The following is a 20817-nucleotide window of genomic DNA, read 5'->3' as shown; positions in this document are numbered from 1 at the left end:
ATTCTCATCACTAAGTAACGAGAATGCGGTGCGCCGTTCTTCAAATCCTATTTTGTAAAATATTTCTCTTTAATAATCTCCACCGGCATATCTTCTCCGGTCCAGAGTTTAAAGGAGGCAGCTCCCTGATAGAGCAGCATGTACATGCCGTTGCCTGTCTTACAGCCTGCTTCTTTTGCCTCCCGGAGAAGTCTTGTCTCCTGCGGGTTGTAGATGACATCGAATACGAACAGGTCTTTATGGAACATCGTTGTATCAGTAATGATCGTATTGTCCGTCTTCGGAGCCATGCCGACGGAAGTACCATTTACCAGAATCGCGCTGTCTGCGATGGACTGGCGCAGGATCTCCGGATCGGAGTAATCATGCAGGGTTACCTTGCATCCTGTGCGCTCGTTCAGTTTCTTTACAATCTCCTCGGCTCTCGGATAGAACGCGTCCTTGACGTTAAATACGTTAATTTCTGCCACGCCGTCTAAAGCTGCCTGTACAAGAATCGCGGTTGCGGCGCCGCCAGCGCCTAAAAGCGTCATTTTCTTGCCAATGATGTCTACACCATTTTCTGCAACTGCACGCATAAATCCGACGCCATCGGTCGTATAAGCAGTCAGAACACCGTCGTCGTTGACAATCGTATTGCAGGCGCCGGAAATCTCGGAAGCCGGTGAAACCTTGTCTGCCAGCTTGCACATGATATTTTTGCCCGGCATCGTGATATTCCAGCCGCGCGCGCCCATCGTCCGCAGTCCCTCAACCGCCTGCGGCATCTTCTCTTCCGGCACATCAAACGCCAGATATGTATAATCCAGACCCAACTGGCTGCACGCCTCGTTGTGCATCTCCGGCGAAACACTGTGTGCGACCGGGCTTCCCAGTAAACAAAGTAAACCTGTGTGTCCTGTGATATGATTCGACATCTTTTTCCCCTTTCGTTTTCTCTGTCAGAACTTTCTGAGCAGTCACATTATTTAAACTTCTTCACCTGTGCAATGATCTCCTCGCAGATCTCATTCGCTGATTTTCCATCGGTCGCGATCACAATATCCGCTGCCGCTTCATACGCCGGTCTGCGCTTCTCCATCAGCTCGGAAACATATTCCACTGTCTTATTATTTTCCAGAAGAGGACGGTCATGGTTCTCTTTGACACGCTCCAGAATCGTCTCCGGCTTCGCGGTCAGAAGTATAATCTTGCCGCTCTTTCGCATCTCCTGTACATTGATCTCGCGCATCGCTACGCCGCCGCCGCAGGATACAATCTTGTTCTTCTCGTTTCCTACCTCCTTGAGCAGGTTTGTCTCCTCGTTGCGGAAATATGCCTCGCCGTGCAGATCGAAGATCTCGGAAATGCTCATGTTGTTCTTTTTCGCGATCATTTCATCCATTTCCAATACATCCATCGCAAAGGTATTCTGCAGTGCATTCGAAACGGTGCTCTTTCCGACTCCCATAAATCCGATCAGGAAAATATTGAACCCAAACAGCTCATGGGACTGAATCCGTTTGCTCCGGTAGAGGACGCTGTCGTAAACTGCCATGATTGATTTTTTGTATTCATAATCATCCAGCTTCGCAAGCATCTTGCTCTTCTTGCGCTCTTCTTCCTCTGCCTGGTAAATCGGAAGTCCGTTTTTCTGTTTATAATTTGTAATCTCCTGGATAATCTGGCAGCGCATCCGCAGGGCGTCGATCAGAATCTCGTCGCACATGTCCAGATCATTTCGCAGCTTCTTTAATTCATCCATCTGTCTCATCCTTCTCCACTTGTATTCATTCAGATCACTTTTGCACTTTACATTGAAAGTGTGTTTTATTATTATACCCGAATCAGGATATGAACGCAAGTGCTAATGCGGAATAGCAGGTATAACTGTGGGGGATAGGTGTTGCTGTTCGAGCTATATTTTTATTAGATTCCCAGCTTCTCCTTCATGTAATCCACCGGTGTTGATTTTCCTGTATACAGTTCAATCGCGATCAGCGCCTGGAACAGCATCATGCTCATACCGTTGTATACACGGGTGCAGCCAGCTTCTTTGGCCTGCTTCATCATCACGGTCTCACGCGGTGCATATACCGTATCAGTTACGATCAGATCCTTGCGGAAATAGGACGGATCCGGGATATTGGACAGATCCTCCAGCGGGTGCATACCAACGCCGGTTGCATCACAGAAAATGTCTGCTTCGTGCATTTTCTCTTTTAAGAGTGCCAGATCGCCCAGGTCATGCATCTCGGCCTTGCAGTTAGAGTTCTTGTTGATGATGTCAACGATCTCCTCTCCGCGTGCATAGAACTTATCTTTAATATTGAAGATATGCAGCTCTGCAATGCCGTCCAGTGCGCCGCGTACTGCGATAGCGGTCGCTGCACCGCCGGTACCGATGAGAACCATCTTCATTCCCTTGAAATCAATGCCTTCTTCCTTGATTCCCTGCCAGTAACCCATACCGTCAGTGTTGTAACCCTTCAGGTATCCGGTTACATTGCCGTCTTTGTCACGGGTGTTGACTACAGTGTTGATCGCGCCGCACAGCTTTGCAGCCTCGTCTACCTCATCCAGATATTTGTGAACGACGGTCTTGTTCGGCATGGAGATGTTGGAACCCAGCATCTTCAGCGCACGGATACTCTCAACCGCTGCTTCCAGGGTATCGTTGTCTACCTCGAACGCAAGCTGGATAACATCGTCGCCATTCTTGTCATAGGCAAGGTTGTGGGTGGTCGGAGACTGTGTATGACGGATCGGGTAAGCCATTAATCCTACTAATTCGGTATGTCCTGTAATGTTTGGCATGATAATTTCCTCTTTTCTTCTCTATTTTTATAATCAAATAAAACGATATCATTCGTTCAGCGAACAGTCAGAATCTTTCAAATGCAATATTCAATTTCTTACTCCAACGGTGCCAGCTCTAAAAATCCTCTCGCTTCCAGCACGTTCAGAATCGCACGTCCTTCCATCGTTCCCTCCATGATACGGCGGGCGCGGACGGAATCTCCGATCGGGTAAATGAATGTATCTGTGTTGTCAAATGCCTCTTCAAGCTGTGCCAGAATCGGATTGTTGGCGCGCATTCCCAGACAGTTGAAACCGAGGTCAAAGTTCAGATCCTCGATCGTGCCATCCGGCAGCTTCACGGTAAATGCGTTTTCTTTGACTTCCTGCAGCGCAGTATTCACATACTCTTTCACACCATATTTGTCGTGTGTCTCACGCATGGAACATTTTGTGATCGGATCTGCCAGCATACCAATCTGCGGGAGCATATCCACGATGGTACACTTCGCGCCGCGCGGTGCGAAATACTCCACAACATCCAGGCCAACGGAGCCGCCGCCGACTACAACCACTTTTTTGCCCTTGCAGAAATCATCCGGGTATTCTCCGGCTTTTACTTTCTGAATCATCTCGAAAATGGTATCGACATGACCGGCTGCGATGTTTTCCTTGAGTCCCTTGATCGGCGGAACGACTGGAACGGAACCGGTTGCGTTGACAATGATATCCGGCTTGAACTGTTTGATCTTGTCCACGGTTGCCTCGCAGTTCAGAAATACATACAGATTTTTCAGTCTCTTCGCACGTGCTTCCAGATATTTCGGGAAGTCTTTCATACGGTTCTTGCTTGGCAGGTCGGAAATGAAGGTGGAAAGTCCGCCTAATTTACCACTCTTTTCTAATAAGAATACGTTGCATCCAACCTCGGCTGCCGTGCAGGCTGCTTCCAGACCGGCTGTACCGCCGCCGACTACAACTACGTTGCAGTTTTTATTGACTTTCAGCTTCTTGTAGATATCGCCCTCCGGAACAGCCGGGTTGACGGTACAGCGGATCGGACGGTTGACGCCGATTCGGTTTCCCGCACAGCCGACGTTACAGGAGATACATTTACGGAGAATCTCCTCCTCGCCGTTCTGCACCTTGCTGACCCAGTTCGGCTCTGCAATGAGTCCGCGTCCCATGCCGACAATATCGACATCGCCGCTCTCCAATACTTTCTCAACGACCTCCGGATCGCGGTAGTTGCCCGCATTGATAACCGGTTTACCAAATTTATCCTTCACGGCTCTTGCCATGTAGGAACGCCAGCCATCCGGCAGAAAGTTCGAGTCAATCTGATACTGTAAGGACGGGTTCAGACCGCAGGATACATCGTACATATCTACGTACTCATCCAGATATTCGAGGTATTCCAGTGTGTCTTCCAGCGTGTTGCCGCCCGGCACGCGCTCTTCCGCAGAGATACGGACGATGATCGGGAACCACGGACCTACATTTTTCCGCACCTCTTCCAGAACCATCTTCGGGAAACGGAGACGATTCTCGACGGAGCCGCCGAATTCATCGGTTCTTTTGTTGTAATACGGGGAAATAAACTGACTCATCAGATAAGAATGACCGCAGTGGATCTCAATCGCATCAAATCCGATCGCCTGTACACGTTTCGCCGCCTCACCGTATTTTTTTACGGTCGTCAGGATCTCTTCCTTTGTCATCGGACGCGGAATCTCGCCGCCTGCCTTGGTCGGGATATTGGAGGAAGACACCGTCTCCATACCGGTTCTGGCAGAGGATGCCGAAGCGCCCGCATGGTTGACCTGAATCGCTACCATCGCGCCATTCTTGTGAAGATTCTCGACTAACTGATAGTAACGCGGCATAAAGCTGTCGTGATCGATGCGGATCTGGCTTGTGCCATTGGAACCAACCGGATATTCAATATTGGCATTCTCCAGAATAATCAGACCAGTTCCTCCCTTGGCACGCAGGGAATAATAATTCATATGGCGGTTGCTCATCTCACCGCTCGTCTCGCCATAGTTAGTACCCATCGGCGTCATGGCAACACGGTTTTTGATTGTCATGCGCTTAATGGTAATCGGTTCAAAAATTTTCGGGTATTTGCTCTTCATGATGAAATTCTCCTTCTCCATTGCATGAGAGGCATCCCTGTGTTTGTGACACTTTTATCATAACCGTTTTGCTTAAAAATTAACAATATCTTTCAGGTAAATTTTCAATACGTTTTTGCTATCGGTTTCCCGTTCCGCCTGCAGACCGTCCTGACGCGCCTGCTGTTTCATATATTCAATAAAGCGTTCCACCGCCGGTAGCGTTCTTTCATCCAGAACATAAAAATCTGGTGATAAATGTCCAAATTTTCAATCGGGTGAATGCAGACTCCCGGAGAAAACTCCAGAATGTCCGTGCGCGGCATCAGTGCGATGCCAAAACTCTCCCGCACCAGCGCGACGATCGAATATTCGTCCGGGCACTCCACGACAATGTCCGGCTGGATGTTGTATTTCGCATAGAGCGCGCGGGTGCGCGTCCCCATCCAGGAGTCCTTATCATATCCAATTACCGGATACCGGTTCAGCTCCGCAAATGGAATTCTCTCCCGTTCCGCCAGCGGATGATCCTTCGGTGTGATGATAACAAGCTTCTGGTTCGCCACCGGGAAAAATTCCATATCATCCTTTTCCAGACAGCCGCCAAAGCCTACATCTAATTCACCCGTTTTTACCTTTTTTGCAATCGCCGGTGTGTGATTCTGCCAGAAATTAAACACAACCTTTTGATTTTCCGGCTGTTCTAAAAAGAGCTTGACCCGGTGCGGGATATAGTGGCCGGCCAGCGGAAACACGTAACCGATGTCGATCTTTCCCCCATCCATCGAAATCTCCCGCATTTTCCCGACCGCGATGTGGCAGTCTGTGAGAATCCGGTCCGCGTACTCCAAAAACATCCTCCCCGCCTTCGTCAGAGTCACCCCGCGTCCTTCTTTTTCAAAGAGCGTCACGCCCAGCTCATTTTCCAGTGATGCCATCGACCGGCTCAGGGATGGCTGTGATATATATAATTCTTCCGCCGCCTGATGATAATTTTCCAGATTCGCTATCTTCTGAAAATATAAAATCTGATTCAATGTCATTCCTAACGTCCCCCGTCTTTATGTATCTTCGTATTAACTCTTCGCAATATCAGCCGTAAATGCATCACACCAAACTTCCATAATCGTTACTGTTCACGCATACGTGCCCAGTAACGGAATTTGCCGTGGCTTCGCATTTAAATACGGCAAATTCCTGCTGCCACCACGTTTTCTTACGGCACTTTCGGTTCTAAAAGTGCCTACCCGTGAGCAGTAACCCATAATCATATTTATAACACATTAATACTTAAAATGCATTGGTTTTTTGCTATAAAAGTATTAGACTTCGGCTATAATAATTGTTAGAATAACGGCATCAAACGTGTTATTTTTCTAACACTAAAACAGAACTTTTTATATCGGCATCTCCTTTGTGTTTGTGACAGAACATCAGCCATCATCCGCCCGGTTTCCGAAACGGCAGCCCGACAGGCGGATCTTGAATTAAGGAGAAAATCATGAACAAGAAATATCTGCCAAGTGCACTTATCATGTACTTAAACTACTTTATCCATGGCGTCGGCTGTTCGATTCTCGGACAGGCAGTCATCAAGGAAGCGCTTGCCGCAGCCTGGGGCGTTGAGGCAATGGCGATCACCGCGATTTCCGCTGCTTTAGGACTCGGACGTCTGATTGCGCTTCCATTTGCCGGACCACTTTCCGACAAACTGGGACGCCGCATCTCAACCGCGATCGGCAGCGCCTCCTACGCGGTTTACCTGATTGGACTTGCTTTCGCTTTCAGCGCCGGACAAAACGGCGGCTATCAAATTGCTTATGTATGTGCAATCATCGGAGGTATCTCCAACTCGTTCCTTGATACCGGTATCTATCCGGCGGTTGCCGAGATTATCAGCAGCGCTCCGGGTGTCGCTACCATGGGAATCAAATTTTTCATTGCGATCGCGCAGATGCTTCTGCCGTTCGTACTCGGTGTTGCTGTGACAACCACCGCCACCGGCATGGTATCTTACAATCCGTTATTTATCGGATGCGGTATTATTTACGCTGTTTTATTTGTACTTATTTTCCTGTTCCCGCTGCCAGATTCTGAGCAGAAGGCAGAGGGCAAATCCGAGGGACTCATCGCCAGCTTAAAACACACAAATTTTTCGTTTGAGTCCATCGCCATGATCGTGATTGGTTTCACCTGCACCGGTACCTTCCAGTTATGGTTAAACTGCGCGCAGAACTTCGCAAAAGAAAATGCAGGCTGGGCGAACCCGTCCATCATGCAAACCTACTATTCCGCAGGTACCCTGATGGCGCTCGTTGTCACCTCCCTGCTGACCCGTAAAATCAAGGATGTACGTTTCATCCTCGTTTACCCGGTTATCTGCCTCGTTACTTTGGTTGCCGTACTCATCGGTCACAGCCAGACCCTTATGATTGCAGGCGCTTTCATCATCGGCTGGGCAGGCGCGGGCGGTCTGTTACAGATTGTAACCTCCGTCTGCAACATGCTGTTCCCGAAGATCAAGGGAACCGTAACCGCACTGGTTATGATTGCTTCTTCCTTATGTAATTACACAATTTTGACTGCCGCTTCCAAAATGGCACCATCCCATGTTATGATAATGAATATCGTACTGACTGCCATCGGCGTTCTCTTAGGACTCTTTGTCAATGCCCGCTACGCGAAAATGGTGTCTCTGGCAGAAAGCGACGAATAAATATTTATTGATAAAATGAAAGGATTCTCTGATTATGAATACTATCAAAGTTAGAAATATCGAAATCGGCTCCGGCACACCGAAGATCATCGTTCCGATCGTAGGCGTTACCAAACAGGAAATCATCGACGAGGCCAAAACGTTTGATTCTATTCCAGTTGATATGGTAGAATGGCGTGTAGACTGGTTCGAAGGTGTCTTTGATTTTGAGAAGGTAGAAGTCGTCTTAAAGGAACTGCGTGCCGTTCTCGGCGAGACTCCGATTCTGATGACCTTCCGTACCTCCAAAGAGGGCGGCGAGAAATCCATCGAGCCGGAAGATTACGCAAAGCTGAACATCAAGGCAGCTCAGACCGGCTATGTTGATTTCATTGACGTAGAGATCTTTACCGGCGACGCGATTGTAACCAAGATCATCGACGGCGCACATGCGGCTGGCGTGAAAGTCATCGCTTCCAACCATGACTTCCACAAGACGCCGGAGAAATCCGACATCATCTACCGCCTGCGTAAGATGCAGGATATGAATGCAGATATCCCGAAGATCGCAGTTATGCCGCAGAACAAGAAAGATGTTTTAACACTTCTCTCTGCCACCGAGGAAATGACTTCCCTCTATGCGGACCGTCCAATCATTACCATGTCGATGGCTGGCACCGGCGTTATCAGCCGTCTCTGCGGCGAGGTGTTCGGTTCTTCCATGACCTTCGGCGCTGCCAAGAAAGCATCCGCACCGGGTCAGATGGGCGTAAAGGATCTCGAGACTGTACTTGGACTGCTTCACAATGCGATGTAATATCTGGCTTATCCAGTTATTCGGTTACTGTTCACGCTAACGTGCCCAGTAACTGAATTTGCCGTGGCTTCGCATTTAAATACGGCAAATTCCAGCTGCCACCACGCTATCTTACGGCACTTTCGGTTCCAAAAGTGCCTATATTATACTTTTAGCCACCTATTTTTTTACTCCCGGAAATCCCTGTACCTGCGGGTACGGAGGGATTCTCCGCGAGACACTCAAGACCTGCTACCTCCATCGCAGGTCTATTATTGTTATCAAGCGGCACATCCGGTTTCAAACGTGCCTGCATAAACAGCAACCTATTATCCGTATTTGCAAGGGGATTATTCATGAAAAAAACACTTCACTGGCTGGATGAAAACCTGGAAGAATTTCTGCTGGTTGTCATACTGGCTGCGATGACACTCATTATGGGAATCCAGATATTTTCCCGCTACGCGCTGGGACAGTCGCTGTCCTGGTCCGAGGAAGTTACCCGTTTTCTCTTTATCTGGAGCGGTTTTTTAAGCGTCAGCTATTGCAGCAAAAAGTGCCTGTCTATCAAGATCGAACAGTTCGTCGCTGCCTTTCCACGCAGAGGTAAGGCTCTTTTTAAGGTTGTCAACCACACCTTTGAGCTGATTTTTTTCCTCTATATGATCCCATTTGCATACTCTTACATGATGTCCGCCATTCACAGCGGACAGTTATCCCCCGCCTGCGGGATTCCGATGTACTATATTCAGGCAGCGCCGTTTGTTTCCTTTCTTCTGGTAACATTCCGCATTCTGCAGCGCTGGATCATCGAATTTAAGGTTGCCCGCGGCGAAGATGTCTACGATCCGGCCCACCCGGAGCGCAATACACCGGAATCCTTTATCCATGCAAATGCAGATATGCCGGAAAAGGAATCCAATGAAATCGAATCTCTCATCGAGGCAAATACACCATCTGGAAAGGAGGAACACTGATGCCTGCTGCTCTCTTATTTGTTATCTTTGTCGTGCTGCTTGTCATCGCGATCCCGGTATCGATCACGCTCGGTATCGCCTCGGTTCTCCCTTCCGTTTTTGACCCGTCCTTCACGGTCGGCGCTAAGTATCTGATCCGCGCCATGTTCGGCGGACTGGATTCTTTTCCCCTGCTCGCCGTGCCGATGTTCGTCTTATCCGGCATCATCATGGCAAAGGGCAGTATTTCCAAGAAACTGTTCGACGTATTCGCCTTCTTTCTTGGCAATTTTACCGCCGGTATGCCATGCGCGGTCATCGTGACCTGCCTCTTCTACGGCGCTATCTCCGGCTCTGCCCCGGCAACCGTTGCAGCCGTCGGAAGCATGACTATCCCGATTTTAAGCGCCCTCGGCTATGACCGGACTTTCTCTACCGCGATCGTGGCAGTCGCAGGCGGTCTGGGTGTTATCATTCCGCCGAGTATCCCGTTTATCATGTACGGCATGGCGTCCGGTGCCTCTGTCAGCAGCCTGTTCTTAGCCGGCGTCATTCCGGGTCTGATGATTGGTCTGCTCCTGATGCTGTATGCCATCTATCACTGCCGGCGTTACGGCGAAGATAGAGAAAAAATCCACGCTGAAATCCATCTGCTGCACGAAAAAGGGCTGTTCCGGGTGCTGCGCGAAAGCTTTTTCGCTCTCTTAAGCCCGGTCATCATCCTTGGCTGTATCTACAGCGGCATCGCCTCCCCCACGGAAGCAGCAGTTATCTCCGTTTTCTATGCCCTGTTTGTCAGCCTGTTCCTCTACCGGACCATGAAATTCCGGGATATCCCGCCGATTTTTGTGGAAGCGATCCGCACATTCACACCGATCCTCTTTATTCTGGCAGCTTCCACGGCATTTTCCAGAGTTCTGACCCTGATGCAGGTGCCGCAGGCGGTCAGCAGCTTTATCCTGGAACATTTCAACAGCCCGGTCATGATCCTGCTTGTCATCAACCTGTTCCTGCTTATCGTGGGAATGGTCATGGATACAACCCCGGCGATCCTGATTCTGACCCCGATCCTGCTCCCGATCGTGACAGCGATCAACATGGATCCGGTCCAGTTCGGTGTGATCATGGTTGTCAATCTGGCAATCGGCTTCGTAACCCCGCCGATCGGCGTCAACCTCTTTGTCGCCAGCTCCCTGACCGACGTCCCGATCATGGCGATCGCAAAAAAAGCGATGCCGATGATTGGATTGTTCCTGGTGGCGCTGCTGCTGATTACGTTTATACCGGCTTTGTCGCTGGGATTGTTGTAATGCTGAATGGACGCTTGGAAATGTTGAAGTTCTGAAAGATTTCATATAACAACCTGCTTCACGCTTTCAGGCTGTGAATGGAATATTTCACATATGAAATGGATGTTTTTAAATTTGAAAGGATCTCCCATTATGATTTATATTTCAAACCTAGTGTCCCGCCGATGCCGGACTTCTTCCCGATTCGCTGCGGCGCTCATTTCTTCGTCGGTTCTTTTATTCGGCGCCTCGCTCGCGCTGAGCGGCTGCGCCTCCAGCAAGGAAGAACAGCGCTATTCCTGGCCACTGGCGACCGCCAGCCCGGAGGACACGGTAACGCAGCTGTTTGCCGAAAAATTTGCGGAGGAAGTACATGACTTAAGCAACGGCGCAATGCGGATTCAGGTTTACGCCAACTCCACACTCGGCGGTGACCGCGACCTGCTCGAAACGTGCGCGGACGGCGATATCCCGTTTGTCGTGCAGAACACCGCCCCTCAGGTTTCTTTCATGAAGGATCTCGCCGTTTTTGACCTTCCATGCGTCTTTGATTCGCTGGATGACTGCCGCAAAAAGCTGGATGATCCGGATTTTTACAATCTCATCAGCCAGGTGTACACCGACGGCGGTTACCACCTGCTCGGCATGGCAGATCAAGGATTCCGCATCATGAGCACAAATAAACCAGTTTACTCCCTGGCAGATTTCAAAGGGCAGAAAATCCGTACCATGGAAAACAGCTATCATCTCGCATTCTGGAAAGCAATCGGCGCCAATCCGACGCCAATGACCTTCAGCGAGGTGTATATCGGTCTCCAGCAGCACACGATCGACGCGCAGGAGAACCCGTATGAGGTCATCGTCTCCAACCGTCTCTACGAACAGCAGGATTATGTGGTCGAGACGAACCACCTGCCGCATCTGATCTCCTTGATTGTCAATGACGATTTCTTCCAGAACCTGACTCCAGAAGAACAGGAAATCATGACGCAGGCAGCCAAAACCGCGACCGAGTATGCCAGAGAACAGTCCGACGCGCGCATCTTTGACCGTATCGCTACGATCGAAGCGAGCGGCACCGCGATTTTAACTCTCTCGGATGAAACGCGCGATGCCATCCGGGAGGCGGCTGGAAGCGTATATGAGAATATCCGCGAGAATATTGATCCGGAAATTTATGACGCATATATGGAGCCATAACCTCATCTTCTTTTACCATCTGCAAAAAAAGTTCATACAAAATTCAAAAGCGGATATATCGGCCATCTGGTCAGTATATCCGCCTTTTCTCATGTTTCAATCATTCCGCGAAACTTTTTATCTGCCTTGCGGACAGCATCCCGTTTCGCTTCATCCTGGCACTGCGCTTCAATTATTTAGCTTCTTCTGCGTCAGCCTCTTCATCGGTCTCCGGTACATTGTTGTGAACCGCTGTGACGGTAGCAACTACTGCCTCCAGATCGGTCAGAATATCAATGTCTTTATCTTTTGCGATCGAAAGGTCTTTGACACGAATCGTATCACCAATCTCCATCTCACCAACATCAACTTTGACTTTCTCAACCAGTGCAGCCGGTAATGCGCGGTACGATACTTCTTTCAGTACCTCCTGCAGAACGCCAGCTTCTACCTTGTCGTGGTTCTCGAAGATAATCTCAGCAACGGAATGAACCTTCTCATTGCTTACCAGCGCCTGGAAATCTATCTCTACAACCTGATTTGCCATTGCATCATAGTCAACTTCCTTGATCAGGACATCGTAGACTTCACCTTCTACATCCAGCATAATCTGTCCGCCCTTGGTCTCGGTCTTCAGCAGACGATCCACGTCTTTCTTTTCCATCTTAACAGGAATGGAGCCCTGAATCTTCTTGCCAAATACGTTGCCTGTTACATAGCCTTCTCTTCTGAGTCTCTTTGCCTTAACATCCATGCTTCTTTTTTCAGCTTTTAAAGTAGTCATTTGTCTTTTCCTCCAAAAATCTGATCTGCGCCTTCCGCACACCCTGTGTGGAAAACACATTGTGCTTAGCAGCCCTCAGCCATGGGGTTTTGTTAAGTATCTATCTCCTTGTTACGGCTCATATTATAGCAGGGTTCTCTGAAAACGATTCACCAAAAATAAAATCATTTCGGCTTTATTTTCAGCATTTTTTAGCTTGAAATTTAGAATTTGTATATTTTTCTTTCTGTCTTTTTTATACAAGAAGTATCTCCCTAAATCCGCCACCCGGTTTCAGGGCACACACACTTTTAAATCCACACGCCACCGCCAGCTCCTGCGCCTGCTTAAACCCATATCCGATCGTGTCGGTACTGTGGCTGTCGGAGTTGATGAGGATACGTCCGCCGCAGGCACACAGCTCTTTTAACAGAGCTGCGGACGGGTACGGCGCACTCCGATAGCCGCGGGACATGGCGCCTGTGTTGATCTCAAACGGAATCCCCAGAGCCGCCAGTTTGTGCATCGCCGTGATCGCCGGTTCCAGATAGGCGTCTTTCGTCTCGTCAAAATGTTTATATCCCTCGTTAAATTTTGTCAACAGGTCAAAATGTCCGATGAAATCGCATTTTGTCCGGTCATAAATCTGCGCCTCTGCCTCGAAATACTCCCGTGCAAACGCGTACCAGTCACCATGCCACAGCGTCTCGACTGCTTTTACCAGTTTCTCTTCCGTATCATCCACACAAACATACTCGCCATCCTTGATGAGCGCATGGGTCGAGCCGATCGCGTACTCTGCTTTCTGCACCGGTCCCAGTCCATCCAGCTCGATCCCGATATAGAGATTCATCTTTCCCCGGTATTCCTCCTGGAGTTCTTGAAGTTCTTCGGTATACTGGCGAAGCTTCTCGTCGTCCATCCCGAATCCCGGCTCAAACATCGAAAAATCAGCATGTCCTGAAACGCCCAAATCGGTCATTCCCATCCGGTATGCCGCCTCCACCATCTCCCGCGGCGTACTCTTTCCGTCGCAGAACGTGGTGTGGGTGTGAAAATCCGTATGAAGCATCGGTAATCTCCTTTCTTATTTCACTCTGTCAAAACGGTTCAGCCTCTTCACAGCTGGGGGCAAACATCCTTGCGGATTTGTCTTCAACAAAGGATTTATCGCAAACTCCGCTCCGCCATCTGCATCCGCTTTTCAAACTGCTCGTAAAAGTCCTTCTCTCCATCATACGGAAGCAGATAGAACAGTTTCATAATCAACAGATTGCGCCGTTTTTCGCGCCCGGCTGCCGCAGCGGCACGGTTTTTCTTCTGTATCTCCTGTTCCTCCGACGTTCCGATGCATGGTTCTGCCAAAAGTTTCTGCGCCGCCTCCGTTTCCGCCTTTCTTATATCTTTTAAGAAATAATGCCACCGGCTGATATACGCCTCATACCGCTTTAAATCTGGCGTATCAATCCATTTTTTCACTTTGACTTTCGTCCGGTTTTCCTTTTTACACTCATGAATCTGGAGAAAATACTGGAAACTTCCATTTTCATAAAAGCGCCCCAGTGGAAACAGGCGGCAGATACCCGGCCGGTATGCATGGATCCGGCAGCGCCCTGCTTCATCGAGAAACCCACAGGCTTCATCCGCCCCGCTCCGGAGAGCCAGATTCGGCAGAATCTGTCCGTCCACGACGTTCCACTCCACCTTTTTCTCCTCCAGCAGATGTTCCAGCGTGTCCCCGCGCAAGGTGGTCAGACGGTACACATCATATGGATCCAGCACGATCGAATTACCCATTCCGTGGCAGCACGCCGAACAGCCCCGGCAATCATCGCATCCGGCTTTTACCATATCGTCCCGGCTGTACAGCTTTCCATCTGAAATCTCCGCCATCGTTACATTACGTTCCATCTCTACTTCTCTCTTTCTGCCTCAATCCGATCCAGAATCTCCCACAAATGTTCCAGATCCGCCTCTCTGGTCGCCCAGCTCGTCGCAAAACGGACAACGGTGTGATCCTCGTCATACCGCTCCCAGAAGCTCACGGAAACCTCTTTTTCAATCTGCTCCATCCGGTCATTTTCCAAGATCACAAACTGCTGGTTGGTCGGGGACTCACGGAAAAACGTATAACCGCGCTGTTTTAATCCTTTCTTTAAAGCCGCCGCCATCTCTACCGCATGGCGTCCCAGGCGCTCGTACAGCCCGTCTGTAAACAGCACGTCAAACTGGATTCCCAGCAGGCGTCCCTTTGCCAGCAGCGCGCCCTGCTGCTTGATCCGGGTAATAAAATGCGCCGGAACATTCTTTTTCTCACCAAATACAACTGCCTCTCCGCAGAATGCGCCCACCTTCGTGCCGCCGATATAAAATACATCACACAGATGCGCAATCTCCGAAAGACTCAGGTCATTTTTCTCTCCCGCCAGACCATATCCAAGACGCGCCCCGTCCAGATAGAGCGGGATTTCATACGAACGGCAGATCTCCGAGATCGCCTGCAGCTCCTTCCGGCTGTATAAGGTTCCGTATTCCGTCGGATGGGAAAGATACACCATTCCCGGAAATACCATATGATCATGGTTTGCGTCCGCCTCGAAATTTTGCAGATATTCCTGCAGATCCGCCGGATCAATCTTCCCATCTTTTTCCGGAAGCTGCAACACCTTATGCCCGGTGTACTCGATCGCCCCGGCTTCATGAATACTCACGTGCCCTGTCTGCGCTGCCACTACGCCCTCATACGGTGCAAGCATGCTGCTGATCACGGCCGCATTCGTCTGGGTACCGCCCACCAGAAAATAAACCTCCGCCTCCGGGCATCCGGTCGCCTCCTGTATTTTTCTGGCGGCACTCTGGCAGTAGCGGTCCATGCCATATCCCGGCAGACTCTCCCGGTTCGTCTCCGCCAGCTTCTGAAGTATCTCCTCGCAGGCGCCCTCTGTATAATCGCTTGCAAATGAAAGCATCGTAGTATCTCCTCCTGTTCTTTCTTCGAGCAAACACAATCCTGCGTTCTCGAAATTGTTTGTATTTTTATGTCCTCACCAGTGCCAGAGAAGCTCCCGCATCAGCATCGCCGTCAAATTTGCTGCACTGTGAAATAACACAGGTTCCCACAGACGGTTCTTTTTTTCATACAACCACGCCAGTATAAGTCCCATGAGCGCCGCATAAATCCCCTGCGCCCAGTTTCCATGCACCAACCCGAAAAATGCCGCCGACCCAAGTGCCGCCCAGAAAAATGGGAGCGCCATACGCAGGCGCTCAAATATAATGCCGCGAAACAGCAGTTCTTCGGAAAGTGGGGCGGCAATGCCCATGAGAAAGAACTGCTGCCACAGGGCGCCGGAAAATAAAGCGGCGGTGCCCTCCGACGCACCTTTTCCCAGAGCTGCCGCAAGCATATCCCCCTGAGGCATTTTCAAACACAGAGACACCGCTTCAGCTGCCTGCCCAGTCATCCGAACCTTTTGCACTGCAATATGCAGCACTCCCAGGAAAATCTCCTTTTTTTCTAATGCCCAGAAAATCATGTTAAACACAGCACTGAACGCAGCTGCCCCCAGCAGGATTTTCCACACATCCGGCACTTTTTCCCAGAAATATCCACATTTTTCTTCCTTTGTCGTCTTTATCTGTGGAGAGACCTGCTCTTTCATCCCGTCTGCCTCTGCTATGCACCTGTTCTCTTTCTTTTTCTGGATCCTCCGCCAGTAAAATGGATAAATCACAGCAAATGTAAGAAACGACGACACGGTTCTTCCCACATTTCCCTCCAGATGTCCCAGCGCCTCCACACATCCGCCGATTAAATCGCTGATGACGCACGGAAAAAACATCTGCCAGACGATACGCCAATCCGCTGTCTCCTGCCGTTCTTCGTCCATTTTTCTGCCTCCTGTCATCCTTTTCCTATCTGCATCTGTTTCCATGACTTTTTCAGACTTTCTACTCCACGCCTGCCTTCGCGCAGATATCCTGCAGACAGCACTTGTCACAGTACGGCTTCGTCCGCGCCGTACAGACTTCACGCCCGTGATACACCAGGCGGTGGCAGAAATCGCTGCCCTCCTCCGGTGGAATCAGCTTCCAGAGTGCCATTTCCACGCGCTTCGGGTCCTTGATTCCTTCCACCAGCCCTATCCGGTTTACCAGGCGGATGCAGTGCGTATCCGTGACGATCGCCGGTTTTCCAAACACATCCCCCATAATGAGGTTGGCGCTCTTTCTGCCGACTCCCGGAAGCTTTAACAGAGCGTTAAAATCATCCGGCACATGCCCGCCGTACTCGTCGCGCAGCATCTTCATACAGGCGCTGATGTCCCGCGCCTTGCTGTGTCCCAGACCGCACGGCTTCACAATCGCCTCGATGTCTTCCACCGGGGCATCCGCCAATGCCGCCACATTTGGATATTTCTCAAACAATCCCTTGACTACCACATTGACACGCGCATCGGTACACTGCGCCGCCAGACGGACACTGACCAGCAGCTTCCACGCCTGATTGTAGTCCAGCGTACAACCCGCATCCGGATATTCTTTTTTCAGGCGGTCAATTACCTCTAATGCAAGCTCTTCCTTTGTCATGTTCTTGTCTCTCCTATCTGCTATCCTTCACTTTTCAATTTACAGTCTGTCTTTGTAACAGCTGACACAACACTACAACCACTGCTGCATTCTTCCAGCCTCATACGAATCACAGCCGCTTCTGCAACTTTTTATTCTCATACGAACCGCATATGCTTACTATTCTTCCGCGTCCGCATCCTTCTTCCGTTTTCCGCCGCGCCGTACCTTGGAAAGTACCGGCTTTTCTTCTTTCTGTTTGACACGCACATAGATGATCGACAGAATCTTATTGTGCGGATTGCGCGCTGACCGAACCTCAACGGAATCAAACAGCTCGATAAACTGCTTCAACTTCGTGCATTTATAATTTCGCGGGTCAAATCCCGGCACACGCTTTGGAAGGTTGTCTCCCAGCTCCGATAAATCCACCCATCCGTCATCGTCCGCATGTGTGTTGATGATCGAGATAATCTCTTTCTCCATCTCCTCCATGTTCGGAATATTGCTGACTGCATTCGGATCGCTTTCTTTCTCTGCCTCTTTTCTGGAACCATCCGCCTCACTCTCCTTGCGCGTCTGCGGCAGGGACGGATTCTGCGACGGATTTTCATCGTTTAATAAAATATCCAGGAATTTAAATGTCTCACACGCCGAGACAAATGCATTCGGCGTCTTGCGCTCTCCCATGCCGATCACCGTCATGCCTGACTCACGCAGGCGCAGCACCAGCTTCGTAAAATCACTGTCCGAGGTGACGATACAGAAGCCATCCACATTGCCCGAATATAAAATATCCATCGCATCGATGATCAGCGCCGAATCGGAGGCATTTTTCCCCTGCGTATAATTGTACTGGAAAACCGGCGTGATCGCATAGTCGCGCAGGTTCTTCATCCACGCCCGCACGCTCGGCGTCTGAAAATCGCCGTAAAGGCGCTTGTATGTCGCACTTCCATAATTGCTGACCTCATCTAAAATCAGCTTGATATACTTGCCGGACACATTTTCCGCATCGATCAGTACGGCTATTTTTTTGTCATCCATCTCCTGTTTCCTTTCTCAAATACCGCTCAAAATATTCTCTGCCGCTTTCATCAGGGCGCACTTTCCTTTGAAATAAAAAGGCACCGGAACTTTCGCACGGTCGCATGATCGTGACTCTGAAAGCCTCCGGTGCCGGAATTTCTCATTTTCACACCGCCGAAACGGTCGTGATCGACAGCCGATACAGCTTATCTATAAGTGTATCACGTTCATGAGAAATCAGCAAATATTCTTTTTATTGTTCAGGCAAATGGATTCTCCGTCTTATAAAGCATTCCCTTCGGCTGGTTAAAGCCAATCTCCGGGATGGCAAAAATACCGATGAAACCAAAGGAATGCGTCGCGACCGGAAGCACCTCGCCCTGTGCGATATACGCACGCAGGATACCCTGAATTTTACACTTCTCTTGTCGCTATCTTTTTAGTTAATAAGGCTACCGTCTCCACATGCCCGCTCATCCCGAACATATCACAGCATCTCACGCGCTCCACCGCGTATCCTCTTTCATCCAGATACTTCACATCGCGCGCCAATGTGGCGGAATCGCAGCTGACATAGACTACCCGCTTTGGCTGCATCCGGACGATCGTGTCGAGGCAGACGCTGTCACAGCCTTTGCGCGGCGGATCGACGACGATGACATCGGCATAGACCTGATTTTTTTCATACTCCCTTGGAAGTACCTCTTCAGCTTTTCCGACGAAAAACTCGACATTTTCCATGCCATTTAATGCCGCGTTCCGGCGGGCATCCTCGATCGCCGGAGGGACGATCTCTACACCGTACACTTTCTTCGCTTTCTGCGCCAGAAACAGGGAAATGGTTCCGATTCCGCAGTACAAATCCCATACAGTCTCCCCACCGGTCAGCCCCGCGTATTCCAGCGCCGTTCCATAGAGTTTTTCCGTCTGCACCGGATTGACCTGATAGAAAGAAAGCGGCGAAATCTGGTATGATACATTTCCGATTTTATCTGTGATATAGCCCGGTCCGTATAAGTTTACAAGCTCCGAACCAAGAATCACGTTTGTTTTTTCCTGATTGATGTTGTAGGAAATACTGGTCATGCCAGGGACTTCTTTTAAGCGTTCCACAAAAATATCCGCGTGCGGCAGCTTCTTTCCATTGATGACGAGACAGACCATCAGCTCGCCGTTTGCAAATCCCTTCCGAATCAATGCATGGCGAATTAGACCCTTATGCGTCTCCTCGTCATATGGCGCAATCTGGTATTCTTCCATGATTTTCTTGATAATATCCAGAATTACCGCATTTTCTTCGACACCCAGCAGGCAATCCTCCGCTTCCACAATATGGTGGGTGCGTCCCGCGTAAAATCCGGCAATGATTCTTCCATCCTTATCGCGTCCAAACGGAAACTGTGCCTTGTTGCGGTAGCGCCACGGGTGCTCCATCCCCAGGATCGGCTCCATGGTGATAGTTTTATCCACACCTTCCCCGGCACTTTTCCCCGACACGTTCTCTGCTTTCACCCCCGCATCGGTTGTCTCCATCCTTTCGGATGTATTTCTTTCAGATACATTCTCAGGCACACTCACTTCATCCGCCCGCTCCGGCAGCCGCAGATTCTCCATCCCGCCGATCCGGCGCAGGTTATTGTAGACCTTGCGCTCCTTAAAATGAAGCTGTGCCTCATAACTCATCATCTGAAGCTGGCAGCCGCCGCACTGTCTTGCGACCGGGCATTCCGGCATCACGCGGTCTTTGGATGCTTCCAGCACCTCCATCAGACGGGCAAAGCCGTAATTTTTCTTCATTTTCATCGCCCGCGCCCGGATCCGATCCCCGATCACGGCATCTTTTACAAACCAGATATAGCCGTCCTGCTTTCCGATCCCGGCTCCATCTTCGCTCATATCTTCGATTGTCAGTTCAAATTCATCATTTTTCCTGATTTCCACGTTTTTTTTACTCCTCATTTTCTTTATTTCGCATCCAGATAATGCGCCCGCTCTCCGCCAATATATTTCAGCCTCGTTCTCGCACACGTCACATGGGCGCCGCCGATCGCACGGATCGAGGTCCGCACCGGAACTGCAACCGGGCGCAGGTGCATACCGATGAAAGTGTCTCCGATATCGATGCCCGCGTGTGCCTGAATCCGCTCTACGGCTGTCGGATGTTCAAATCCCGCATAGGCTGCCGTTGCAAAGGAACCGCCTGCTTTTAGCTGCGGCACGACGTTTACCATCTCCAGACCATATTTTTCCGCCGCTTCTTCTTCCACAATCAGCGCCCGGTTCAGATGTTCACAGCACTGTGCCGCCAGATAAAGCCCCTGCGACTTGGTGACTGCATACAGCTCCTCAAACACCGCTTTTCCGATCTCGGCGCTGGAATAGGAACCGATCTTATGCGATGCAATCTCGCTGGACGAGCATCCGACCACCAAAATCTGTCCCGGCTTCATGTTTGCCGCACTGAGAATTTCCTCTGCGGCAATCCGTACCTCCTGGCGCAGCTCCTCTAACTGTCCTGCTGTCTCTATTTCTTTTGAAATTCCTGTTGCACTCATCCTGCTGCCTCCTGATTTAATGCCAGAAAAAGCCGCGGACCAAACAGGCTGAGCCCGCCGCAGCTTTTCCAAAATTTTTATTTGCATTCCC

Annotated in this window: 19 protein-coding genes; 5 read left to right on the top strand and 14 right to left on the bottom strand. The window is 50.0% G+C overall.

What is annotated here, in order from left to right:
* Positions 1-47: 47 nt before the first annotated feature.
* The 5 genes from aroE to C7U56_RS14735 all read right to left on the bottom strand — a co-directional run bounded on the left by aroE (position 48) and on the right by C7U56_RS14735 (position 5938).
* Complete coding sequence (gene aroE / locus C7U56_RS14755; RefSeq protein WP_107001852.1) at positions 48-917, bottom strand: shikimate dehydrogenase; 870 nt, start codon at positions 915-917, stop codon at positions 48-50.
* A gap of 47 nt (positions 918-964) precedes the next feature.
* Entirely contained in the window at positions 965-1744 is a 780-nt protein-coding gene (locus tag C7U56_RS14750) for a shikimate kinase (protein ID WP_107001851.1), read from the bottom strand.
* A gap of 164 nt (positions 1745-1908) precedes the next feature.
* A complete protein-coding gene (locus C7U56_RS14745; RefSeq protein ID WP_431833079.1) occupies positions 1909-2799 on the bottom strand; it encodes a quinate/shikimate dehydrogenase in 891 nt (296 codons plus the stop codon).
* A 95-nt stretch (positions 2800-2894) separates the two neighbouring features.
* Positions 2895-4916 (bottom strand): oxidoreductase, encoded by a 2022-nt coding sequence (locus tag C7U56_RS14740; protein ID WP_107001850.1) that lies wholly within the window; start codon positions 4914-4916, stop codon positions 2895-2897.
* 167 nt (positions 4917-5083) lie between these two features.
* Positions 5084-5938 (bottom strand): LysR family transcriptional regulator, encoded by an 855-nt coding sequence (locus C7U56_RS14735; RefSeq protein WP_233430291.1) that lies wholly within the window; start codon positions 5936-5938, stop codon positions 5084-5086.
* Positions 5939-6396: 458 nt separating this feature from the next.
* Between C7U56_RS14735 and C7U56_RS14730 the strand changes: the two genes are divergently transcribed.
* The 5 genes from C7U56_RS14730 to C7U56_RS14705 all read left to right on the top strand — a co-directional run bounded on the left by C7U56_RS14730 (position 6397) and on the right by C7U56_RS14705 (position 11831).
* A complete protein-coding gene (locus tag C7U56_RS14730) occupies positions 6397-7611 on the top strand; it encodes an MFS transporter (RefSeq protein WP_107001849.1) in 1215 nt (404 codons plus the stop codon).
* 31 nt (positions 7612-7642) lie between these two features.
* Positions 7643-8407 carry a type I 3-dehydroquinate dehydratase gene (gene aroD / locus C7U56_RS14725; protein WP_333493394.1) on the top strand — a complete coding sequence of 255 codons (765 nt, stop codon included), beginning with the start codon at positions 7643-7645 and terminating at the stop codon, positions 8405-8407.
* Positions 8408-8742: 335 nt separating this feature from the next.
* Entirely contained in the window at positions 8743-9363 is a 621-nt protein-coding gene (locus tag C7U56_RS14715) for a TRAP transporter small permease (protein WP_107001846.1), read from the top strand.
* Complete coding sequence (locus C7U56_RS14710; RefSeq protein ID WP_107001845.1) at positions 9363-10652, top strand: TRAP transporter large permease; 1290 nt, start codon at positions 9363-9365, stop codon at positions 10650-10652. The genes C7U56_RS14715 and C7U56_RS14710 overlap by 1 nt, the downstream gene beginning before the upstream one ends.
* A gap of 132 nt (positions 10653-10784) precedes the next feature.
* Positions 10785-11831 (top strand): TRAP transporter substrate-binding protein, encoded by a 1047-nt coding sequence (locus C7U56_RS14705; protein ID WP_107001903.1) that lies wholly within the window; start codon positions 10785-10787, stop codon positions 11829-11831.
* Between the two features lie 172 nt (positions 11832-12003).
* Here the strand turns inward: C7U56_RS14705 and C7U56_RS14700 are convergent, their stop codons facing one another.
* The 9 genes from C7U56_RS14700 to C7U56_RS14660 form a co-directional block, all read right to left on the bottom strand.
* Positions 12004-12594, bottom strand: coding sequence for a 50S ribosomal protein L25 (locus C7U56_RS14700; protein ID WP_022358832.1), 591 nt, complete (start codon positions 12592-12594; stop codon positions 12004-12006).
* 235 nt (positions 12595-12829) lie between these two features.
* On the bottom strand, positions 12830-13645 hold the full coding sequence (locus C7U56_RS14695) for a histidinol-phosphatase HisJ family protein (RefSeq protein ID WP_107001844.1): 816 nt from the start codon (positions 13643-13645) through the stop codon (positions 12830-12832).
* Positions 13646-13740: 95 nt separating this feature from the next.
* Positions 13741-14484, bottom strand: a complete 744-nt coding sequence (locus tag C7U56_RS14690) for a YkgJ family cysteine cluster protein (protein ID WP_107001843.1) — start codon at positions 14482-14484, stop codon at positions 13741-13743.
* Between the two features lie 2 nt (positions 14485-14486).
* The gene (locus tag C7U56_RS14685; protein ID WP_107001842.1) at positions 14487-15542 is read right to left on the bottom strand and encodes a threonine aldolase family protein; all 1056 of its coding nucleotides are present in this window, start codon (positions 15540-15542) and stop codon (positions 14487-14489) included.
* Positions 15543-15617: 75 nt separating this feature from the next.
* A complete protein-coding gene (locus C7U56_RS14680; protein WP_181357269.1) occupies positions 15618-16463 on the bottom strand; it encodes a CPBP family intramembrane glutamic endopeptidase in 846 nt (281 codons plus the stop codon).
* A gap of 61 nt (positions 16464-16524) precedes the next feature.
* The gene (locus tag C7U56_RS14675) at positions 16525-17163 is read right to left on the bottom strand and encodes an endonuclease III domain-containing protein (RefSeq protein WP_107001840.1); all 639 of its coding nucleotides are present in this window, start codon (positions 17161-17163) and stop codon (positions 16525-16527) included.
* Positions 17164-17322: 159 nt separating this feature from the next.
* A complete protein-coding gene (locus tag C7U56_RS14670; protein WP_022358838.1) occupies positions 17323-18189 on the bottom strand; it encodes an NYN domain-containing protein in 867 nt (288 codons plus the stop codon).
* 396 nt (positions 18190-18585) lie between these two features.
* Positions 18586-20106 (bottom strand): 23S rRNA (uracil(1939)-C(5))-methyltransferase RlmD, encoded by a 1521-nt coding sequence (rlmD, locus tag C7U56_RS14665; RefSeq protein ID WP_107001902.1) that lies wholly within the window; start codon positions 20104-20106, stop codon positions 18586-18588.
* A gap of 29 nt (positions 20107-20135) precedes the next feature.
* Positions 20136-20726, bottom strand: coding sequence for a TIGR01440 family protein (locus C7U56_RS14660; RefSeq protein ID WP_107001839.1), 591 nt, complete (start codon positions 20724-20726; stop codon positions 20136-20138).
* Positions 20727-20817 lie beyond the last annotated feature (91 nt).

Source organism: Clostridium fessum, from assembly GCF_003024715.1.
In the GTDB taxonomy this organism is placed as follows: domain Bacteria; phylum Bacillota; class Clostridia; order Lachnospirales; family Lachnospiraceae; genus Otoolea; species Otoolea fessa.
Note: the sequence above shows the minus strand (reverse complement) of the source record. Positions and strands in the feature narration are given on the sequence as shown.

Coding starts and splice junctions, on each gene's coding strand:
- aroE (WP_107001852.1), bottom strand. CDS start 917: ATGTCGAATCATATCACAGGACACACAGGTTTACTTTGTTTACTGGGA.
- C7U56_RS14660 (WP_107001839.1), bottom strand. CDS start 20,726: ATGAGTGCAACAGGAATTTCAAAAGAAATAGAGACAGCAGGACAGTTA.
- C7U56_RS14690 (WP_107001843.1), bottom strand. CDS start 14,484: ATGGAACGTAATGTAACGATGGCGGAGATTTCAGATGGAAAGCTGTAC.
- C7U56_RS14680 (WP_181357269.1), bottom strand. CDS start 16,463: ATGGACGAAGAACGGCAGGAGACAGCGGATTGGCGTATCGTCTGGCAG.
- C7U56_RS14710 (WP_107001845.1), top strand. CDS start 9,363: ATGCCTGCTGCTCTCTTATTTGTTATCTTTGTCGTGCTGCTTGTCATC.
- C7U56_RS14675 (WP_107001840.1), bottom strand. CDS start 17,163: ATGACAAAGGAAGAGCTTGCATTAGAGGTAATTGACCGCCTGAAAAAA.
- C7U56_RS14740 (WP_107001850.1), bottom strand. CDS start 4,916: ATGAAGAGCAAATACCCGAAAATTTTTGAACCGATTACCATTAAGCGC.
- C7U56_RS14695 (WP_107001844.1), bottom strand. CDS start 13,645: ATGCTTCATACGGATTTTCACACCCACACCACGTTCTGCGACGGAAAG.
- C7U56_RS14730 (WP_107001849.1), top strand. CDS start 6,397: ATGAACAAGAAATATCTGCCAAGTGCACTTATCATGTACTTAAACTAC.
- C7U56_RS14750 (WP_107001851.1), bottom strand. CDS start 1,744: ATGGATGAATTAAAGAAGCTGCGAAATGATCTGGACATGTGCGACGAG.
- C7U56_RS14685 (WP_107001842.1), bottom strand. CDS start 15,542: ATGCTTTCATTTGCAAGCGATTATACAGAGGGCGCCTGCGAGGAGATA.
- C7U56_RS14715 (WP_107001846.1), top strand. CDS start 8,743: ATGAAAAAAACACTTCACTGGCTGGATGAAAACCTGGAAGAATTTCTG.
- C7U56_RS14700 (WP_022358832.1), bottom strand. CDS start 12,594: ATGACTACTTTAAAAGCTGAAAAAAGAAGCATGGATGTTAAGGCAAAG.
- C7U56_RS14670 (WP_022358838.1), bottom strand. CDS start 18,189: ATGGATGACAAAAAAATAGCCGTACTGATCGATGCGGAAAATGTGTCC.
- C7U56_RS14705 (WP_107001903.1), top strand. CDS start 10,785: ATGATTTATATTTCAAACCTAGTGTCCCGCCGATGCCGGACTTCTTCC.
- C7U56_RS14735 (WP_233430291.1), bottom strand. CDS start 5,938: ATGACATTGAATCAGATTTTATATTTTCAGAAGATAGCGAATCTGGAA.